The following is a 17646-nucleotide window of genomic DNA, read 5'->3' as shown; positions in this document are numbered from 1 at the left end:
CAGAAGGGCTCGACCATGGACCGTCATGCGGGCATGCTGATGGGTGTTCATCCGGGGCGCTCGGTCAGGGTTGGTTGGCTTCGCAACCCCAGCCTCTCACCCCCGCCCCGGGTGAACAACCTTCATAGCTTCGACACCTAGTCCTCGATTTCGATGCCGCCGGTCGGATCGTGGCGGTCGAAATCCTCGATGCATCGGAGCACCTGTCCACCGGTGCGGACCTCCGGCACCTGACGGCGGCCTGATCGCGGGAGCATTTCCAAGCGAGGTGGAAGCCCGCTCGCCGGAAGGACATGAGGCCGACCGACGGTTCGGAGCCGGTCGCCTCGACGACATGCGAGCGCCCGCTCTATTCGTCCTTGAACGACACCTTCGCCCCGCGGGCGACGTGGGCGGCGAGGTCGCGGGCGTTCCAGTTGGTCAGCCGGATGCAGCCGTGCGACTCGGTCTTGCCGACCTTCTCCGGCTCCGGGGTGCCGTGGATGCCGTAGGAGGGAATCGCGAGGTCGATCCAGACGAGGCCGACCGGGTTGTTCGGGCCGGGGCGGATCGAGAACTTCTTGCGGCTCTTCACGCCCTTGAAGCGGTACTTCGGATCGTAGGTGTAGAACGGGTCGAAGGCGACGCCCTTCACCTTGGTCTCGCCGCTCGGCGCGGGCTTCTCCTCGCTGCCGATCGAGGCCGGATAGTAGGCCAGAAGCTTGCCGTCCTTGCCGAAGGCGCGCACGTCGCGGCTGCCCTTGTCGACCTCGACGCGGTCGACCTTCGGGTCCTGCGGCAGGTCCTTGGCCTTGGGCTTGTCGAGGCCCATCGGCGCGACGCCCGCGACCAGGATCACCGTTCCGGCCTTGTCGAGGGGCTTGTCCGGGTTGAGCTGGCTCAGCAGGTCGCGGCTCATGTGGAAGCGCTCGGCCAGCATCTCGCGCGGGTTGGTGTAGCTCATCGCCTTCAGGTCGGCCTGGGCCTCCATCTTCGGCGGGATCGTCTCGACATAGGGGCCGGCCGCATCCGCCTCGGTGATGGTGTAGTCGGCGACCACCGGATCGCCGCCGGTGGCGGCGAGCTTGTCGAAGACGTCCTTCGTCAGCGTCTTCGTCGCGGGCAGGCCCTGCGCCACGGCGTAGGCCGAGAGCGCGCCCTGGAGGTTCTCGCCGTCGCGCCCGTCGATGGCGCCGGGGAAGAACCGCGCCCGGTCGAGCAGCACCTGGACCTTGATCGTCAGCGGATCGGGCCGGTCGTTCGCCTTCGCGGCCCCCGACGACTTCGCCTCGTTCTTCTTCGCATCCGTCTTCGCATCCTGGGCCGGCTCGGCGAAGGTCGCGTCCCGGATCGCCTGCGCGCTCGGCGCCACGGGCTCGTTCTTGCCCGACGCCTTGGCCGGCTCCTTGTCCGATGCGGCAAGACCCTGGCCCGCGAGGCAGGCCAGGACGACGGCCGCGAGGCCGGTCCGCATCGTCGATCCGCACGTCATGGTCGAGGCTCCCGGAGCCGATTCGCTCCACGCGATCAAGTGTCGGCGAAGCGTGAGCGTTCCCCGCCAAACGGCACGGCGGCATCAGGTTTCCGCGACCGCCCTCACTGGCACAGGCGGTGCCCGGCGTTGCGCTCGCGCTCGTCGAGATGGAGATGGTTGGCGTGCGCGGCGTTCGAGCCGGGGCCGAGCACCGTGCGGAAGAACCCGCAGGCCCGCGCCCGCACCGCATCGAGGAAGCGCCCCTCGGCCGAGCCCTCCGGCATCGCCCCGACCGCGATCGGCGGACGGCCGGCGAAGGTGAAGCTCATCACGTCGACGCCGTTGGCGAAGGCGTGCTCGCTGAGCTTGGCCTCGACGTCGTGGTTCTGCCCGCGGCACTCGTAGGAGGTGCCGATCGCGATCCCGGTCAGCGGCTGCTTCAGCTCGCGCTCGGCCGCGACCTGCGCCTCGGTCGCCCAGCGCGCCAGCGCCTCGGCGGCCGCACAGGTCAGCGTCGCCGATTGCGGAAGCGCGACGTCGGGCAGCCCCGTCACCTTCAGCGGCAGCGGCGTGCCGCACTGCCCGTTGACGATCGCCGGCAGCGGCTCGAACGCCGCGCCGAGGCGCTTCAGCCTGACCCGGCAGGCGGTGTCGTCCGGCGCCGCGACCTTGAGGGCGAGCGCCGCCTCGCCCGACAGCTCGGCCGGGCGCTCCGGGGGGAGCGGCGGCGGCACCGGCATCTCGCCGGGCTTGTCGGCGGCCTTGTCGCCGGGCTTGGCCTCCGCCGGGACCGGCGGTGCGCCGGAGGACGAGGTCGGGACGAGGTCGGCCGGGCGTTCCGGCGGCCTCGGTGCGGGCGGTGCGACGGCAGCCGGATCGGCGGGCGGCGCGGCGGGCTTCGTCTCGGGCGTCGCGGGCGGTGTCGCCGGCGCCGTCAGCGCGGCGGGGCGCTCCGGCGGGCGCGGCGGGTCGGTCATCGTCGCGCCCGGCGCCGTCGCGGGCTTCAGCTCGGCGGGCCGCTCGGGCGGCAGGGGCGGCGGCACGGGGACGGTCGCCTCGGGCGGATGCGGCTTCGACTCCTGTGCCCTCGCGTCCCGTCCCGCCGTCGTGGCAAGCAGGGCCGTGCCGGCGAGCGCGAACGCCGCGAACCGTCGAGACCGACCTGACGCCATGACTTATCCACCCCATCCGGCCGTCACCCGCGACACGATCCTGTGCGAGGGACGGCCCGTCACGATCGAGCGGTTCGCGCCGCGCGGCAAGGACGCGCCGGCCACGGCGACCGTCATTCTGCTGCACGATGCGGAAGGACCGGGCCCGGACCGTCCGGTCCGCGCCGAAGCCGCAGCTTTGGCGGAAGCCGGCTTCGCGGTGCTGCTGCCGCACTATCTCGAGCGGACCGGCGAGGCGCGGGTCGGGTTCTCCGGGATCAGCCGGCATTTCGGCGCATGGCGGGATGCCCTCGAGATCGTGCGCGCGCAGGTCCCCGGCCCGGTGGCGCTGGTCGGCCGCTCGCTCGGAGGCGCCCTCGCGCTGGCGCTCGCCGCGCGGGCGCCCGAGGCGATCGCGGCGCTGGTGCTGCGCTCGGCCTTCCTGCCGCCGGAACTCGGCAGCGGCCCGAGCGCCGGCCCCCTCGCACTGCCGCCGGTGCTTGCGCTGCACGGCGCCCGCGACGCCCTGGTCGGTCGGCGTCACCCCGAGGACCTGCACCGGCGGATGGCCGAGGCGGGCGGAAGCTGCCGCGTCCACCTCTACGAAGACCAGGGCCACGCTTTCGATCCGCGAACCGACGCCGACGCGGTGGCACGCGGTATCGCCTTCCTGAAGCGTGGGTTCGGGCCTATCTGAAGCGGGAGCGCGTCGAATCGCCGGCCGTCGACGGCCCAGGCCGGAACGCCGCCGGCCAGGGCACGGCGCGCGACATCGGGACCTTTCAGATGACGACAGCGCAAAACCCCGGGCTCGCCGACCTTCCGGCCGACAACCCCTTCTCCGAGACGGCCTGGGGCACGCCGGCCGAGCTTCCGCCGTTCGAGCGCATCCGCCCCGAGCACTACCTGCCGGCCTTCGAGGCGGCTTTGTCGTCCCACAAGGCCGAGATCGCGGCGATCGCCGGCGAGACCGCGGCGCCCACCTTCGCCAACACCGTCGCGGCGATGGAGCGGGCGGGCCTGGCCCTCGATCGGGTCGCCGGCGTGTTCTACAACCTCACCGGCAGCCACACGAACCCCGAGCTTCAGGCGATCGAGCGGACGATCGGCCCGAAGCTGTCGCGCCACGGCAGCGCGATCTACCTCAACCCCGACCTGTGGGCGCGCATCTCGGCGGTCGACGCCGACGCCGAAGGCCTGGGCGGCGAGGAGCGCCGGGTTCTGTCCCGCTACCGCACCCGCTTCCGCCGCTCCGGCGCCGACCTCGGGCCCGAGGACAAGCTGCGCGTCGCCGAGATCGCGGCGCGAATGTCGGAACTCGGAACCCAGTTCAGCCAGAACCTGCTCGCCGACGAGAGCAGCTTCCTGCTGCCCCTCGACGCGGCGGAGGACCGCGCCGGCCTGCCCGACTTCCTGATCGCCTCGGCGGCCGACGCCGCCAAGGAGCGCGGGGGCGCGCACAGCCACGCCATCACCCTGTCGCGCTCGCTGATCGAGCCGTTCCTGGTGTGCTCGACCCGGCGCGACCTGCGCGAGCGCGCCTACGAGGCCTGGATCCGCCGCGGCGAGGGCGGCGGGGCCACCGACAACCGCGGCATCATCCGCGAGATCGTCAGCTTGCGCGCCGAGCGGGCCAGGCTCCTCGGCTTCGACAGCTTCGCCCACTTCAAGCTCGACGACACCATGGCCGCGACCCCGGACGCGGCGATGGGCCTGCTGCGCGAGGTCTGGACCCCGGCCCGCAGGCAGGCCGGGGCCGAGCGCGACCGGCTCCAGGCGATCGTCCAGGCCGAGGGCGGCAACTTCGCCCTCCAGGCCCATGACTGGCGACACTACGCCGAGAAGCTGCGGCGCGCCGAGCACGATCTCGACGAGAGCGAGATCAAGGCCTACCTGCCGCTCGATTCAGTGATCGCCGCTTCGTTCGACACGGCCTCCCGCCTGTTCGGCCTGCGCTTCACCGAGCTCAAGGACGTTCCGCGCTACCACCCGGACGTGCGCGCCTGGCGCGTCGCGAACGCCGACGGCTCCGAGGTCGGCACCTTCCTCGGCGATTACTTCGCACGGCCGTCGAAGCGCAGCGGCGCCTGGATGAGCGCCTTCCGCTCGCAGGAACGGCTCACCGGCGACGTGAAGCCGATCATCGTCAACGTGATGAATTTCGCGAAGGCGCCCGCCGGCGAGGCGGCCCTGCTGTCCTTCGACGACGCCCGGACCCTCTTCCACGAGTTCGGCCACGCCCTGCACGGCCTCCTCTCCGACGTGACCTACCCGCTGCTCGCCGGCACCGCCGTGTCGGGCGACTTCGTCGAGCTGCCGTCGCAGCTCTACGAGCACTGGCTGGAGCAGCCGGAGGTGCTGCGGACCCATGCCCGCCACCACCGCACCGGCGAGCCGATGCCGGAGGCGCTGCTGACGAAGCTGCTCGCCGCCCGCACCTTCAACCAGGGCTTCGCCACCGTCGAGTACACCGCGTCGGCGATCGTCGACATGACGCTGCACCTCTCGGCCGAGGGCGAGAACGGGCTCGACGTGGGGGCCTTCGAAGCCGACGCGCTCGAGCGCATCGCGATGCCGGCCGAGATCAACATGCGCCACCGCACACCGCACTTCGCCCACATCTTCTCGGGCGACGGCTATGCGGCCGGCTACTACAGCTATCTCTGGTCCGAGGTGCTGGATGCGGACGCCTTCGACGCCTTCCGCGAGGCCGGCGACATCTTCGATCCGGCGACCGCCGCGCGCCTGCGCACCTACGTCTACGGCGCCGGCAACCTGCGCGACCCGCGCGAGGCCTACACCGCCTTCCGCGGGCGCCTGCCGAGCACCGAGCCGCTGCTGCGCAAGCGCGGGCTGGCAGCCTGACGGGGAAGGCCCGCGCCGCCTCGGCACGCGCGGCGCGGTAACCCTTCGGTAAACAAACGTCCTTAACCAAAGCTTTCGACAGAGATGCCGGACGCGGAGGCGAGGGCCATGACGACGATCATCGATTCGGCCGTGGAGAAATCGGCCGCCTCGCCGGAGGCCCTGCTGAAGGCCGCGGTCTCCGGCGCGAAGCCCGCCGAGAGCAAGGCGGCGGCGCCCGTGCCGACGGCTGCCAAGGCCGTCCGTCGCTTCGATGCGGTGACGATGGGGCTGGCGGGCGTCGCACTCGCGGTCGGCACGGTGCTCGGCGCCGGCACCGCGATCCTGGCGACGCCCCGGCCTCAGGGGACGGCGGTCGTCCTGGCCGAGATCAACGCGGCGCTCGAGGCCAACCGCTCGGAGGCGTCGCGCCTCGCCATCGCTTCCGATCGCCTCGACAAGTCGGTCGCGGCCCTCAAGGACGCTGCGGACGCCGCGCGCAGCGAGGCGAAGGCCCGCAGCGCCGCGCTGACCGAGAAGGTCGGCAAGACCGAATCCGCCCTGGTGGCGAAGATCGCCGCCCTCGGCGAGCGGATCGAGCAGGCGGAGAAGGAGCAGGGCGCCCGCCTCGCGGCGGCGGCGGCCCAAGCCGAGAAGCGCACCGTCGCGTCCGCCGCGCCGCCGGCTCCGGTCGCGAAGCCCGAGCCGGTTCAGACCGGGAGCATCCCGGACGCCAAGCCGAAGCCGGCGGTGATCGAGTCCTGGGCCGTCCGCGACGTGTACGACGGCACCGCAATGCTGGAGGATCGCCGCCGCCGCCTGGTGGAGGTCGCGATCGGCGACGCGATTCCGGGAGTCGGGCGGGTCGAAGCCGTCGAGCGGCGCGGGCGGGAATGGGTCGTGGTGACGCGTCAGGGCCTCGTCACGCCGCAGCCCTGGTAGGACGCGGCGCGCAACGCCGTCAGGTCGAGGCGATCGGCGTCTGGGTCAGCACGCCGGCGCCGACCGGGTAGCGCGGCTCGATCGTCATCGGGTCCGCCATGGCGGCGGCGCGCTCGGCGCGCTGGCGGCCATGGGTGAGGGCGCGAGTCTGGGCGATGCGCGTCGGGTGAAGGATCGCCGCGAGCAAGGCTTGGCCTTCGAACTGGGTCCCGAGGTTTTTGGCGTCGAAGACGGGCATGACCGGCCTTGCAGAGACAGCGGAGCGTCGGCACCGGCGGCCGAGGAAACCTCGGCCGTACGTGAGTAACGGGGACAACCTGAACAAGTTCCGAAAGTTTCGAGAACGGAACTATTTTTTCATCATTGCATTGCAGCGCCCCGGCCATGGTGTGAAATCGCACGCCGACTTCGCCTTTCGGCAGATCTCCAGACTACGCATCCGGCGCGACGTGGCTTCGCAAGTCGTCGGCAGCCCCGCGAAATGCACCCTGCGGATGCACGGCTAATCGCGTCTCTCGGAAACGTCAGCGGGTGTCCTCGCGCAGGAGCTCGGTGTTGACCGCGAAGGCCGCCATGGCGCCCTCGGCGGCGGCGACGATCGCGAACTGCACCCGGCGCGAGGCGTCGCCGGCCACGTAGAGCCCCGGCACGTCGGTTTTCTCGTAATCGCGCGTCGGCACCACGCCGGCCTCGTTCAGGGCGCAGCCCAGCTGCCGGATGAGCTGCGACGGCAGGCATCCCATCGGCATCAGGAACACCGCGCGGCAGGGCAGGGCGCTGCCGTCCGCGAAGGCGAGATGCGTCGGCCCCGCCTCGTCGCCGTCCAGGCGGGCGATCGGCGCCTCGACCAGCCGCACGCCGTTTCGGGCGAGGCGCGCCCGATCGTCCTCGGAGAGGTCGGTCGGATGGCCGTCGGTGCAGAGCGTGACGTCGCCGCTCCAGGCCGTCAGCTCCAGGGCGAACCCCTTCGCGACGGGGCCGTGGGCGTAGGCCGCGATCGGCCGGTCGCGTGCCTCGTAGCCGTCGCAATACGGGCAGGAATGGACGCCGGTGCCCCAGTAGCGCGCGAAGCCCTGGATCGCGGGCAGGTCCTGGTGCAGGCCGGTGGCGAGGATCAGCCGGCGGGCGGTCTCCCGGCTGCCGTCCGCGAGCGTGATCGCGAAACCGCCGTCGATCGCGCGCGCTTCCACGACCTCGGCCTCGCGCAGCGCGACGGTGTCGTAGCGCTCGAGGTCGGCGCGGGCGAGGGCGCGAAGCTCGGCCGGCGGCGTGCCGTCCCGGGTGTAGACGCCCCAGGTCAGGCGGGCCGCGGCGTTGCGCGGGGTGCCGTGGTCGAGGAGCAGGACGGTGCGCCGGCAGCGCCCGAGGATGAGCGCCGCGTTGAGCCCCGCCGGCCCGCCGCCCACGATGATCACGTCGTGCATGATGACGCCGCGCCCGAGGCGCGCCTCCGGTTGCCCCTCTCGGGCTCAAGCCGGATCCGTGCCGAACGTTTCTCGGATGCGGCCACGAAAAAGGGCGCCGCGGCGCCCTTCGTCGTCGTCCGTCCGCGAAGGCCGGCTCAGGCGGCGGCGGACTTCACCGGGACGCCCTTCTCGGCGAGGAAGGTCTGCAGCTCGCCCGACTGGAACATCTCGCGGGTGATGTCGCAGCCGCCGACGAACTCGCCCTTCACGTAGATCTGCGGGATGGTCGGCCAGTTGGAATAGGCCTTGATGCCGTCGCGGATGCCGGCGTCGGCCAGCACGTTCACGCCCTTGAACGGCACTTCGAGGTAGTTGAGGATCTGAACGACCTGCCCCGAGAAGCCGCATTGCGGCATGGTGGGCGTGCCCTTCATGAACACGACCACGTCCTGGGACTTGATCTCGTTCTCGATCATTGCGTTGACGTCGCTCATGGGTTCCGATCCTCGTTCGTTTCAGCAGATCTAGTGATGGTCGGCAGGCATTTCCAATGCCGAGGCCAACCGCTCCAGCGCCCAATCCATATCGAAGCTCTTCGCCACGATCTCGTCCGGATGGAAAGGCATCGTCGCCGGCAGCCCAGGGACGGGGCTGTCGCCGTACATCTCGAGCGACACGGCGGCGTTCGCCTTCGCGGTGGTCCAGAGGTCTTCCCAGTCGATCCTCTGTCGCATGGAGCGCTTGTAGTTCCGGCGTGCCGTCGCCTGGTAGGCGACCACCTCGACCCGCCAGGATCGGGTCGATTGCGCGGACGGAGCCGAAAGGTACTTCGGGACATGGACGAGGATGATGGCACTCTCGACGCCCTGCGTCTGAGACCGTCCCAAGCCCTCGACCTCCTCGGCGATGTTCTCCCAAGCGCGCGCATTCGAGAGGTCGGGCCGAGCCGCCAGGGCGCGCAGGCTCGCCGCCTGCTGCTCGGACCAGGTCACGATGTCGTCGTCGCAGAGGCTCGGCTGGTCCATCGGCACCACCGTGGAACGGAGGCCTAATCCTGCGGGACGCCCGTCGTCAGCGCAAGGGCGTGGAGCACGCCCCCCATCCGCCCCTGGAGCGCGCCGTAGACCATCTGGTGCTGGGCGACGCGGGTCTTGCCCTTGAACGCCGCCGACAGCACCGTGGCGGCGTAGTGGTCGCCGTCGCCGGCGAGATCCTTGATCTCCACCTTGGCGTCGGGCAGGGCCTCGACGATCATCCGCTCGATCTCGCGCGCGTCCATCGGCATCGGTCGGTTCCTCGGGTCGGGGGTGTCAGGCGGCCGCCGGAAGGCTCGCCATGTAGGCCGGCAGCCAGCCTTCGTGGGCGTCGCGGAGCTCGGCGACCGATATGGTCTGCCCGCCCGGCAGGGTCAAACCGTCGCCCTCGACCACGCCGACCACCGACGCGTCGATGCCCTGCGCCGAGGCGGCGTAGAGGATGTCGGTCGCGGCCTCGGCCGGCACGGCGACGAGGTAGCGCGCCTGGTCCTCGCCGAAGAGGTAGGCGTGCGCCGGCATGCCCTCCGGCGCCTCGGGCAGCGTCGCGCCGAAGCTGCCCGCCATCGCCATCTCGGCCAACGCCACCGCGAGGCCGCCGTCGGAGAGGTCGTGCACGGTGTCGACCTGGCCCGAGGCGATGAGCCCGCGGACGAAGTCGCCGTTGCGGCGCTCGAGCGACAGGTCGACGGGGGGCGGCGCCCCCTCCTCGCGGCCCTCGATCACCGACAGGTAGATCGACTGCCCGAGCCACCCCTCGGCGGCGCCCACCAGCACCAGCACGTCGCCCTCGCGCTTCAGGGCGATGGTGGCGTGGCGCGCGACGTCGTCGAGCACGCCGACGCCGCCGATGGTCGGCGTGGGCAGGATGCCGACGCCGTTGGTCTCGTTGTAGAGCGAGACGTTGCCGGACACGACGGGGAAGTCGAGCGCCTTGCAGGCCTCGCCGATGCCCTGGAGGCAGCCGACGAGCTGGCCCATCACCTCGGGCTTCTCGGGGTTGCCGAAGTTCAGGTTGTCGGTGATCGCCAGCGGCCGCCCGCCGACGGCGGTGATGTTGCGCCACGCCTCGGCCACCGCCTGCCGGCCGCCCTCGACCGGGTCGGCCTCGCAATAGCGCGGCGTCACGTCGGCGGTGAGCGCCAGCCCGCGGGGACCGTCCTCGACGCGGACGATCGCGGCGTCGCCGCCGGGCTTCTGCACGGTGTTGCCGCCGATGAAGTGGTCGTACTGCTCGTAGACCCAGCGCTTCGAGCACAGCTCGGGCGAGCCGACGAGCCGCTTCAGCGCCTCGGTCAGGGAGGCCGGCGCCGCGACGTCCGCGGCCTGGATCTCGGGCAGGTGCGTGTTGGCGATGTGCGGCCGGTCGTAGAGCGGCGCCTCGTCGCCGAGCTCCTTGATCGGCAGGTCGGCGACGACGTCGCCGTGCCACTTCACCACGAAGCGCAGGGTGTCGGTGGTCTTGCCGATCACCGCGAAGTCGAGGCCCCACTTCACGAAGATCGCCTCGGCCTCGGCCTCCATGCCGGGCTTCAGAACCATGAGCATGCGCTCCTGGCTCTCCGACAGCATCATCTCGTAAGGGGTCATGCCGGCCTCGCGGGCGGGCACCTTCTCGATGTCGAGCTCGACGCCCAGATCCCCCTTGGCGCCCATCTCGACGGCCGAGCAGGTCAGGCCGGCAGCCCCCATGTCCTGGATCGCGATGACCGCGCCCGAGCGCATCAGCTCGAGGCAGGCCTCGAGCAGGAGCTTCTCGGCGAAGGGGTCGCCGACCTGCACGGTCGGGCGCTTCGACTCGGTCTCGGCGTCGAACTCGGCCGACGCCATGGTGGCGCCATGGATGCCGTCGCGCCCGGTCTTCGAGCCGAGGTAGACGATCGGGTTCCCGACGCCCGAGGCCGCCGCGTAGAAGATCGCGTCGGCCTTGGCGAGGCCGACCGCCATGGCGTTGACCAGGATGTTGCCGTCGTAGCGCGGGTGGAAGCCGACCGCGCCGCCGACCGTCGGCACCCCGAAGGAGTTGCCGTAGCCGCCGATGCCGGCGACCACGCCCGAGACGAGGTGGCGGGTGCGGGGGTGGTCGGGCGAGCCGAAGCGCAGGGCGTTCAGGGCCGCGATCGGGCGCGCGCCCATGGTGAAGACGTCGCGCAGGATGCCGCCGACGCCGGTCGCCGCGCCCTGGTAGGGCTCGATGAAGCTCGGGTGGTTGTGGCTCTCCATCTTGAAGACGCAGGCGAGGCCGTCGCCGATGTCGATGACGCCGGCGTTCTCGCCCGGCCCCTGGATCACCCACGGCCCCGTCGTCGGCAATCCGCGCAGGTGCTTGCGCGACGACTTGTACGAGCAGTGCTCGTTCCACATCGCCGAGACGATGCCGAGCTCGGTCAGCGTCGGATCGCGCCCGATCAACCCGCGGAACCGTTGGTACTCGTCCGGCGTCAGGCCGTGCTGGCGGACGAGCTCGGGCGTGATCGGGACATCGTTGCGGAACATGCGGCAGTCTCGACGAAAATCCGGTCCCGATCGGAGATGGCGCCGTCGGCAAGGTCGGCGCCGGCTCGGGAGTCGCCACGGCTCTAGAGGGTAAGCGCCCGCCCTGGCAACATTCGATCACACATCCGCCCGGCCCGTCCCGGGGTCGGAGCGCTCAGGCGCGGACCGGCACGGCCGTCGCGCCGCCTTCGGACGGGCTCGCCGGCCGCGCCCCGCACCGGCGGTCGATCGCCGCGTGCACCGGCTCCGGCCCGGAGACCAGCGCGATGTAGTCGAACCCGTCCGTGTCCAGGCTCGACATCAAGAGCTGGAAGTGCATCTGGAACAGGTTGAAGCGTCGGCCTCGGATGAGACGATGCTCGATCAGGTCCTCCAGCCGGACGTAGCGCGTGGCCGGGCGCCCGCGGTCGGGCGAAGGAACGTCGGAGGCGGTCAGCGGATCGCGCAGGTGGATCGACAGCCAGTCCCACGGCGCGCGCACGTCGAGCCAGCGGATCTGGTCGGCGGCGGCGAAGCGCGCGAGCGCCGCCCGGAACTTCACCGCGGGGCGGTCGAGGGCGATCCAGGGGATCACGCTGCCCAGCGTCACGAACGAGACCGGCGTGCCGCGGGTGCCGAAGGCGGGATCGGCCGAGAGGATCCGGTCGAGCACCTCGACCCCGAGGAAGCTCGACGAGGAATGGCCGATCACCACGACCTCGTCGGCGGTGCCCTCGGCGGCGGCGATGCGCGCGGCCATGGCGTCGAGGCGCTCGGGCATCCGGGCTTCGCGGCCGGCCGCGTGGTCGTGGGTGAAGGCGGTGTCGTCGACGAGGTGGGCGCAGTAGAACGGCTTGCCGCGGGTGATCGCCATGATCCCGGCCAGGATCGCGTAGGCCGCGACCGGTACCGCGAGCCACGACCACGGCCGCCAGTCGGCCGGCAGCGCCAGCGGCGGCAGCGCGGCGAGCCCGAGGCTCAACGCCACGAACACCAGGAACAGGTACTGGACGCCGAAGATCACCATGGCGAAGCTGCGCCCCTCGCGGCGCAGGCGCCGTTCGTAGCCCGAGCGCCTGAGCCGCCACAGCAGGGCCGGCACCGTGAGGAGGCGCCGCCAGTTGGGGCGCGGGAAGCGCGCACGCACGATGTCGTCCCAGCGCAGCAGGCCGTAGCGCGTGCGGGTGCCCCCCGATTCGAGGGTCCAGTCGAGGCTGAGGCGGTCGGCGCTGCGCGACGGGTCGCTCACCGCGATGTCGAGCCCGCGGCGCGCGGCCGTCAGCCGGCTCTCGCGACGGAAGAGGCCCCAGTAGGTCTCGGGCTGGCGCGGATCGAAGCCGGGCAGGTAGAAGACCTGGCGCGTGACCACCTCTTGCGGATCGGCGGTGGGCGTGTCGCTGAATCGGGTGATGACGGAGCGTTCCGGCGCTGTTGCTGTCGAAGGATGCCGGCTCCCTACACGACGGCACGCCCCGGAGACGAGCGAAAAGACGCCGGCGTTATGACCTGCTGAGAAACTCGGGGGGCACCGCAAAGGGTGGCTTTCGGCCTGTCCGCTTCCGGGCAACGGATCGATCGAGGCGGACATCGCCACCCCGCCCGCTCACGGTTGAGACGCGGAGAAGGCCGAGCCGCAGCGCGCGGGCGGCAGATTGTCCGCCGCCCCGCCTGCCTTGGCGTCCATCCCAGACTGTACAAAAGTCGAATGGCACCCAAGCGGTCATACGTATCCGATGGGGGTTGGCCGGACCGAGGAAGTTGACCGGGCTTGGGTCGGTCCGCGAAAGCCGCTGCTTCAACCGCAAACACCCGGCAGTGGGCCACGGCGATGCCGTAGGACGCCTTCTCGCGGTCAAGGTTCGCTTCCCGCGCGGAATTGCGTTTGCTCGACCACCACGGATGGCTGCGTCGGAGGAGCGCCCACGGCTCTCCGCACGTCTGGCGTGGGTCGCGAGAAGCTTGTCGAGCGAGCCTACAAGCTGAGACGTCGCCGATGCCGGCTCCGCCCGTCACGCCGCCGGGGGATGCGCCAGGAACTCGGCGATCGCGGCGACGAACCTTTCGCCGTAGGCCTCGCGCTTGCGCTCGCCGACGCCGTGGACGGTGCGCAGCGCGTAGAGATCCACCGGCTTGCCCTTGGCCATCTCGATCAGCGTCCGATCGGGAAACACCATGAAGGCGGCGATGTTGTCGGCGCGCGCGATGGTGGCGCGCAGGCCGCGCAGGTGCTGGAACAGGGCCTCGTCGGCCGGGCTCAGGTCGTCCGAGCCGGCGTCGCGCACGGCGCCCGCGCGGCGGCGCTCGCGCGGCTCGGCCGATTTCGGCTCCGGGTCGGGGCGGAGCTGCACCGGCTCGCGGCCGAACAGGATCGCCTCGCCCTTGTCGGTCATGGTGAGGCCGCCGTAGCCGTCGGTGTTCTCGGCCACCGCGCCGGCGGCGAAGAGCTGGCGCAGGATCGCGCGCCAGGCGGCGACCGGCTTGTCGGCGCCGACGCCGAAGGTCTTGAGCTGCTCGTGGCCGTTGCGGCGGATCGGCTCGCTCACCTTGCCGTGGACGACGTCGCAGACATAGGCCGCGCCGTAGCGCTGCCCGGTGCGCACGATCGCCGAGAGGATCTTCTGGGCCGGGACCGTGCCGTCGACGAGCGTGACGCCGCCGCGGCAGAGGTCGCACCGGCCGCAATGGCCGCTGGCCTCGTCGAAGTAGGCGAGCAGCGATTGCCGGCGGCAGGCCGCGCCTTCGCACAGCGCGATCATCGCCTCGAGCTTGCGCCGCTCGACGCGGCGGCGCTCGTCCGGCACCTCCTTCTCGTCGATCTGGCGGCGGCGCAGAGCCATGTCGTCAAGGCCGTAGAGGGTCAGCGTGTCGGCGGGCAGCCCGTCGCGGCCGGCGCGGCCGATCTCCTGGTAGTAGCCCTCGACGTTGCCCGGCATGTCGGCGTGGCAGACGAAGCGCACATCGGGCTTGTTGATGCCCATGCCGAAGGCCACCGTCGCGGTCATCACGACGCCGTCCTCCTGCAGGAAGGTGTCCTGGTTGCGCATGCGCGTGCCCTGGTCGAGCCCGGCATGGTAGGGATACGCGTTGAAGCCGTCCTTCTTCAGGCTCTCGGCCAGCTGCTCGGTGCGCTTGCGCGACGAGCAGTAGATGATCCCGCTCTCGGAGCGGCGGTGCTTGAGGAAGCGCTCGATCTGCCGGGTCGGGTTGTCCTTGGCGGCGAAGGTCAGGCCGATGTTCGGCCGGTCGAAGGAGTGGACGAAGGTCTTGAGGTCGCGCCCTTGGGGAAACAGGCGCTCGGCGATCTCGGCCCGCGTCGCCTTGTCGGCGGTCGCCGTCAGCGCCACGGTCTGGACGTCGCCGAGCGCCTCGCGGGCGCGGGACAGCGCGCGATATTCGGGGCGGAAGTCGTGGCCCCATTGCGAGACGCAATGCGCCTCGTCGACCGCGAGCCGGCGGACGCCTGCGCCGCGCAGCGCGTCCATGCAGCCGTCCATCAGCAGGCGCTCGGGCGAGACGAAGAGCAGCCGCAGCTCGTTCGCGCGGATCATCCGCCAGGTCTCGCGCGAGACCGATTCGGCCACCGACGAGTTCAGGGTCGCTGCCGCGACGCCGAAGCCGCGCATCTGCTGCACCTGGTCGTGCATCAGCGCGATCAGCGGCGAGACCACGACGGTGAGCGAATCCTCGACCAGCGCCGGCAGCTGGTAGGTCATCGACTTGCCCGAGCCCGTCGGCATCACCGCGAACACGTCCGCGCCCGAGAGCACCGCCTCGATCACCTCGTCCTGGCCGGGTCGGAAATCGTCGTAGCCGAAGGTGGTCTTGAGGGCGCGCCGCGCATCGTCGAGTCGTGAGGTCATGCCTGTCCCAGGTGAAACCACGGCTTGCCGCCGGGGTGCGTATACACTAACAGCAGATTGTCTACACGGAGGCGCGCGATGCCGCTGAACATCCGAAGCGAGGAGGTGAACCGCCTCGCCGACAAACTGGCGGCCCTCGCCCGGGTCAGCAAGACCGAGGCGGTGAAGATCGCGCTGGCCAACGAACTGGAGCGGCGGGATCGCGCCCTACCGCTGGCCGAACGGTTGCGGCCCCTGCTCGATGAGATCGCCGCCGTACCGCGAACGGGTCTGGAGGCCGACAAGGCCTTCTACGACGGCCTGAACGACGAGTGATGTTCGTCGATGCCTCCGCCATGGTCGCGATCATGAGCGCAGAGCCGCCAGCGGCGGCGTTGATCCGGTGCCTCGACCAAGCCGAAGCACCGATCACCTCGGCGCTTGCCGTCTTCGAGACCGTCATGGCCCTCTCGCGAAAGTTGAGTCAGGACGTCGCGAACTCCGAATCGCAGATCGAACGGTTCCTCCTGGCCGCCGGCATCCGATTGGTGCCGATCGCCGCGGCGGAAAGCCACGAAGCCCTCGCCGCGCATGCACGCTACGGCAAGGGCCGCGGGCATCCGGCACAGCTCAATCTGGGCGACTGCTTCGCCTATGCCTGCGCCCAGGTCCACGACGTTCCCCTGCTCTTCGTCGGCGACGACTTTCCGCAGACCGACATTCGCTCGGCGATGGCTTGAGGGTCAGCGCGCGACGATGGCGACGGCGGCGCCGGCCATGACCGTTCCGGCCCCACGATTGATCGCGCGACGGGCGCGAGACGACGTGAAGACCCGGCGCGCGCGGGCCGCGGCGAGCACATAGGTTGCCAGCACCGCACTCAGCACGACGACGATCGTCGCCGCGATCTCCGCGATGCCCAGCGGCGTGAGATGATCGAGGTCGACGACAGTCGGCAGCAGGGCCAGGAAGAACAGGATCACCTTCGGGTTGCCCAAAGTGAGGGTCAGTCCGCCGAGAAACAGGCGAACGGCGCCGTGTCCGGCCATGGGCGCGGCTTCGACCGCGTCGGTGCGGGCGGTCTAGGCTCCCCAGGGCGAGATACGCGAGATAGATCGCGCCGGCGTATTTCAGGACGACGAATCCGATCGCGAAGGTCTGCGCCACCATGGCAAGGCCCGCCACCGTCAGCGAGAACCCGACGAGATCGCCCGCGACGAACCCCGCCGCGAAGCCGATGATCCCCGGCGTCCCCCGCGCCAGCACCCGCGCCACGAGCGCGGCGATGCCCGGGCCGGGCGAGGCGACGGCGATGGCATAGACGGCGGCGAAGAAGGCGAGGCTGGACAGCGGCATCGTGGTCACGACGGTCGAGATCAGGGCCGCGCGATGCGCCCGTCGGCGATGCCGATCACGTCGGCCCGCCCGCCGAGCTCGGCGAACATCGCCGCGTCGGCCCCGGTCATGAACACCTGCCCCGGCAACGCGTCGAGGGCCGCGAACAGGCCGGCGCGGCGGCGGGGGTCGAGGTGGGCGGCGACCTCGTCGAGGAGGATCAGCGGCGCGATCCCGCTCATCGCCCGCACCAGCTTGGCATGGGCGAGCACGAGGCCGATCAGCAGCGCCTTCTGCTCGCCGGTCGAGGCGGTGGCGGCCGGCACGTCCTTCGGGCCGTGGCGGACCACGAGGTCGCTGGTCTGGGGGCCCGACAGCGTGCGCCCGGCGGCGCGGTCGCGCGGGCGGCCCCGGGCGAGGGCAAGGCGGAAGCGGTCCTCCGCCTCGAGCGCCGGCCAGACCGCGACGAGGTCGTCGAGGTCGCCCTCCAGGCGCAGGGCCGCCCAGGGAAACGGCTGCGCGTCGTCGCGGGTCTCGTGGATCAGGCGATCCAGCCGCTCGGTGGTCTCGCGGCGGGCGAGCGCGACGGCGACGCCGAGCTCGGCGACCTCGCGCTCGATCGCGTCGAGCCAGCGGCCGTCGTTCGGGCGCTCCTCCAGCAGGCGGTTGCGCGAGCGCAGCGCCCGCTCCATCGCCGAGACGCGTGCGCCGTGGCCGGAATCGACCGCGAGCACGAGCCGGTCGAGGAAGCGGCGGCGGTCGCCGCCCGGCCCGCGGAACAGCCCGTCGAGGTCCGGCGTCAGCCAGACCACGCGCAGGAACTCCGAGAAGGCGACCGGGGAGGGCGCGCCGGCCCCGTCGATCCGACAGAGCCGGCTGACGCGCCCGTCGAAGCCCGGCGGCTCGCATCCAGTCCCGAGGCGGTGCTCCGCCCCGTCGCGCGCCAGCGTCACCGAGACGGCGAACCCGCCGGGGCCGTCCTTGCGCGCCATCGCCGAGAACTCAGCCCGCCGCAGGCCGCGGCCGGGCGCGAACAGCGAGATCGCCTCTAGGATGTTGGTCTTGCCCGCCCCGTTCTCGCCGACGAGCGCGACGAAGCGGTCCGACAGCGGCAGGTCGAGATCGGCGTGGTTGCGGAAGTCGCGGGCGGTCAGGCGGGTGAGGCGC

At 71.4% G+C, this 17646-nt stretch carries 17 protein-coding genes and 2 pseudogenes; 6 read left to right on the top strand and 13 right to left on the bottom strand.

Annotation, left to right across the window (positions count from 1 at the left end):
- Positions 1–140: 140 nt before the first annotated feature.
- Positions 141–245 (top strand): annotated as a pseudogene (locus MKK70_RS03760) (DUF2283 domain-containing protein); the annotation flags it as partial.
- 104 nt (positions 246–349) lie between these two features.
- On the opposite strand, the gene MKK70_RS03755 reads toward MKK70_RS03760, so the two are convergent.
- Complete coding sequence (locus MKK70_RS03755) at positions 350–1453, bottom strand: L,D-transpeptidase (protein ID WP_243945877.1); 1104 nt, start codon at positions 1451–1453, stop codon at positions 350–352.
- 122 nt (positions 1454–1575) lie between these two features.
- Positions 1576–2625 (bottom strand): extensin family protein, encoded by a 1050-nt coding sequence (locus MKK70_RS03750; protein WP_313899071.1) that lies wholly within the window; start codon positions 2623–2625, stop codon positions 1576–1578.
- Here MKK70_RS03750 and MKK70_RS03745 point away from each other — a divergent pair.
- The 3 genes from MKK70_RS03745 (at position 2624) to MKK70_RS03735 (ending at position 6390) form a co-directional block, all read left to right on the top strand.
- Positions 2624–3301: an alpha/beta fold hydrolase gene (locus tag MKK70_RS03745; protein ID WP_243945876.1), complete on the top strand. Its 678-nt coding sequence runs from the start codon at positions 2624–2626 to the stop codon at positions 3299–3301. The two genes, MKK70_RS03750 and MKK70_RS03745, sit on opposite strands and share 2 nt — an antisense overlap.
- Positions 3302–3390: 89 nt before the next feature.
- Positions 3391–5469 (top strand): M3 family metallopeptidase, encoded by a 2079-nt coding sequence (locus MKK70_RS03740; protein ID WP_147842989.1) that lies wholly within the window; start codon positions 3391–3393, stop codon positions 5467–5469.
- A gap of 108 nt (positions 5470–5577) precedes the next feature.
- Positions 5578–6390, top strand: coding sequence for a hypothetical protein (locus MKK70_RS03735; RefSeq protein ID WP_147842990.1), 813 nt, complete (start codon positions 5578–5580; stop codon positions 6388–6390).
- 19 nt (positions 6391–6409) lie between these two features.
- On the opposite strand, the gene MKK70_RS03730 is transcribed toward MKK70_RS03735, so the two are convergent.
- The 8 genes from MKK70_RS03730 to recQ form a co-directional block, all read right to left on the bottom strand.
- A complete protein-coding gene (locus MKK70_RS03730) occupies positions 6410–6628 on the bottom strand; it encodes a hypothetical protein (RefSeq protein ID WP_147842991.1) in 219 nt (72 codons plus the stop codon).
- Positions 6629–6914: 286 nt separating this feature from the next.
- Positions 6915–7814, bottom strand: coding sequence for an NAD(P)/FAD-dependent oxidoreductase (locus MKK70_RS03725; RefSeq protein ID WP_243945875.1), 900 nt, complete (start codon positions 7812–7814; stop codon positions 6915–6917).
- A 137-nt stretch (positions 7815–7951) separates the two neighbouring features.
- Positions 7952–8290: a Grx4 family monothiol glutaredoxin gene (gene grxD, locus MKK70_RS03720; RefSeq protein ID WP_243945874.1), complete on the bottom strand. Its 339-nt coding sequence runs from the start codon at positions 8288–8290 to the stop codon at positions 7952–7954.
- A 30-nt stretch (positions 8291–8320) separates the two neighbouring features.
- Positions 8321–8821: a DUF29 family protein gene (locus tag MKK70_RS03715; RefSeq protein WP_243945873.1), complete on the bottom strand. Its 501-nt coding sequence runs from the start codon at positions 8819–8821 to the stop codon at positions 8321–8323.
- A 23-nt stretch (positions 8822–8844) separates the two neighbouring features.
- Positions 8845–9081, bottom strand: a complete 237-nt coding sequence (locus tag MKK70_RS03710; RefSeq protein WP_147727612.1) for a BolA/IbaG family iron-sulfur metabolism protein — start codon at positions 9079–9081, stop codon at positions 8845–8847.
- A gap of 25 nt (positions 9082–9106) precedes the next feature.
- Positions 9107–11326 (bottom strand): phosphoribosylformylglycinamidine synthase subunit PurL, encoded by a 2220-nt coding sequence (gene purL, locus MKK70_RS03705; RefSeq protein ID WP_147727613.1) that lies wholly within the window; start codon positions 11324–11326, stop codon positions 9107–9109.
- Between the two features lie 154 nt (positions 11327–11480).
- Positions 11481–12674: a hydrolase gene (locus MKK70_RS03700; RefSeq protein ID WP_243945872.1), complete on the bottom strand. Its 1194-nt coding sequence runs from the start codon at positions 12672–12674 to the stop codon at positions 11481–11483.
- A 640-nt stretch (positions 12675–13314) separates the two neighbouring features.
- A complete protein-coding gene (recQ, locus tag MKK70_RS03695; protein WP_147859671.1) occupies positions 13315–15165 on the bottom strand; it encodes a DNA helicase RecQ in 1851 nt (616 codons plus the stop codon).
- Between the two features lie 78 nt (positions 15166–15243).
- On the opposite strand from recQ, the gene MKK70_RS03690 reads away from it, so the two are divergent.
- Both MKK70_RS03690 and MKK70_RS03685 read left to right on the top strand, forming a co-directional pair.
- Positions 15244–15480, top strand: coding sequence for a type II toxin-antitoxin system VapB family antitoxin (locus MKK70_RS03690; protein ID WP_147729277.1), 237 nt, complete (start codon positions 15244–15246; stop codon positions 15478–15480).
- Positions 15480–15884, top strand: coding sequence for a type II toxin-antitoxin system VapC family toxin (locus tag MKK70_RS03685; protein WP_147729276.1), 405 nt, complete (start codon positions 15480–15482; stop codon positions 15882–15884). Before MKK70_RS03690 ends, MKK70_RS03685 begins: the two co-directional genes overlap by 1 nt.
- A gap of 3 nt (positions 15885–15887) precedes the next feature.
- On the opposite strand, the gene MKK70_RS30515 is transcribed toward MKK70_RS03685, so the two are convergent.
- The 3 genes and pseudogenes from MKK70_RS30515 to recF all read right to left on the bottom strand — a co-directional run bounded on the left by MKK70_RS30515 (position 15888) and on the right by recF (position 17633).
- Complete coding sequence (locus MKK70_RS30515; RefSeq protein ID WP_279603504.1) at positions 15888–16193, bottom strand: LysE family translocator; 306 nt, start codon at positions 16191–16193, stop codon at positions 15888–15890.
- Between the two features lie 88 nt (positions 16194–16281).
- A pseudogene (locus MKK70_RS30510) lies at positions 16282–16500 on the bottom strand (LysE family translocator); the annotation flags it as partial.
- 20 nt (positions 16501–16520) lie between these two features.
- Positions 16521–17633 (bottom strand): DNA replication/repair protein RecF, encoded by a 1113-nt coding sequence (gene recF / locus MKK70_RS03675; RefSeq protein WP_243934661.1) that lies wholly within the window; start codon positions 17631–17633, stop codon positions 16521–16523.
- Between the last annotated feature and the right edge of the window lie 13 nt (positions 17634–17646).

Origin of the sequence: Methylobacterium sp. E-041 (assembly GCF_022829665.1) — a bacterium.
Taxonomy (GTDB): domain Bacteria; phylum Pseudomonadota; class Alphaproteobacteria; order Rhizobiales; family Beijerinckiaceae; genus Methylobacterium.
Note: the sequence above shows the minus strand (reverse complement) of the source record. Positions and strands in the feature narration are given on the sequence as shown.

Bases quoted from the DNA above. Each gene is read 5' to 3' on its own strand.
- MKK70_RS03750 (WP_313899071.1), bottom strand. From the start codon at position 2,625: ATGGCGTCAGGTCGGTCTCGACGGTTCGCGGCGTTCGCGCTCGCCGGC.
- MKK70_RS03755 (WP_243945877.1), bottom strand. From the start codon at position 1,453: ATGCGGACCGGCCTCGCGGCCGTCGTCCTGGCCTGCCTCGCGGGCCAG.
- recQ (WP_147859671.1), bottom strand. From the start codon at position 15,165: ATGACCTCACGACTCGACGATGCGCGGCGCGCCCTCAAGACCACCTTC.
- MKK70_RS03690 (WP_147729277.1), top strand. From the start codon at position 15,244: ATGCCGCTGAACATCCGAAGCGAGGAGGTGAACCGCCTCGCCGACAAA.
- grxD (WP_243945874.1), bottom strand. From the start codon at position 8,290: ATGAGCGACGTCAACGCAATGATCGAGAACGAGATCAAGTCCCAGGAC.
- MKK70_RS03715 (WP_243945873.1), bottom strand. From the start codon at position 8,821: ATGGACCAGCCGAGCCTCTGCGACGACGACATCGTGACCTGGTCCGAG.
- MKK70_RS03730 (WP_147842991.1), bottom strand. From the start codon at position 6,628: ATGCCCGTCTTCGACGCCAAAAACCTCGGGACCCAGTTCGAAGGCCAA.
- MKK70_RS30515 (WP_279603504.1), bottom strand. From the start codon at position 16,193: ATGGCCGGACACGGCGCCGTTCGCCTGTTTCTCGGCGGACTGACCCTC.
- MKK70_RS03725 (WP_243945875.1), bottom strand. From the start codon at position 7,814: ATGCACGACGTGATCATCGTGGGCGGCGGGCCGGCGGGGCTCAACGCG.
- MKK70_RS03710 (WP_147727612.1), bottom strand. From the start codon at position 9,081: ATGCCGATGGACGCGCGCGAGATCGAGCGGATGATCGTCGAGGCCCTG.
- MKK70_RS03735 (WP_147842990.1), top strand. From the start codon at position 5,578: ATGACGACGATCATCGATTCGGCCGTGGAGAAATCGGCCGCCTCGCCG.
- MKK70_RS03740 (WP_147842989.1), top strand. From the start codon at position 3,391: ATGACGACAGCGCAAAACCCCGGGCTCGCCGACCTTCCGGCCGACAAC.
- MKK70_RS03685 (WP_147729276.1), top strand. From the start codon at position 15,480: ATGTTCGTCGATGCCTCCGCCATGGTCGCGATCATGAGCGCAGAGCCG.
- purL (WP_147727613.1), bottom strand. From the start codon at position 11,326: ATGTTCCGCAACGATGTCCCGATCACGCCCGAGCTCGTCCGCCAGCAC.
- MKK70_RS03745 (WP_243945876.1), top strand. From the start codon at position 2,624: ATGACTTATCCACCCCATCCGGCCGTCACCCGCGACACGATCCTGTGC.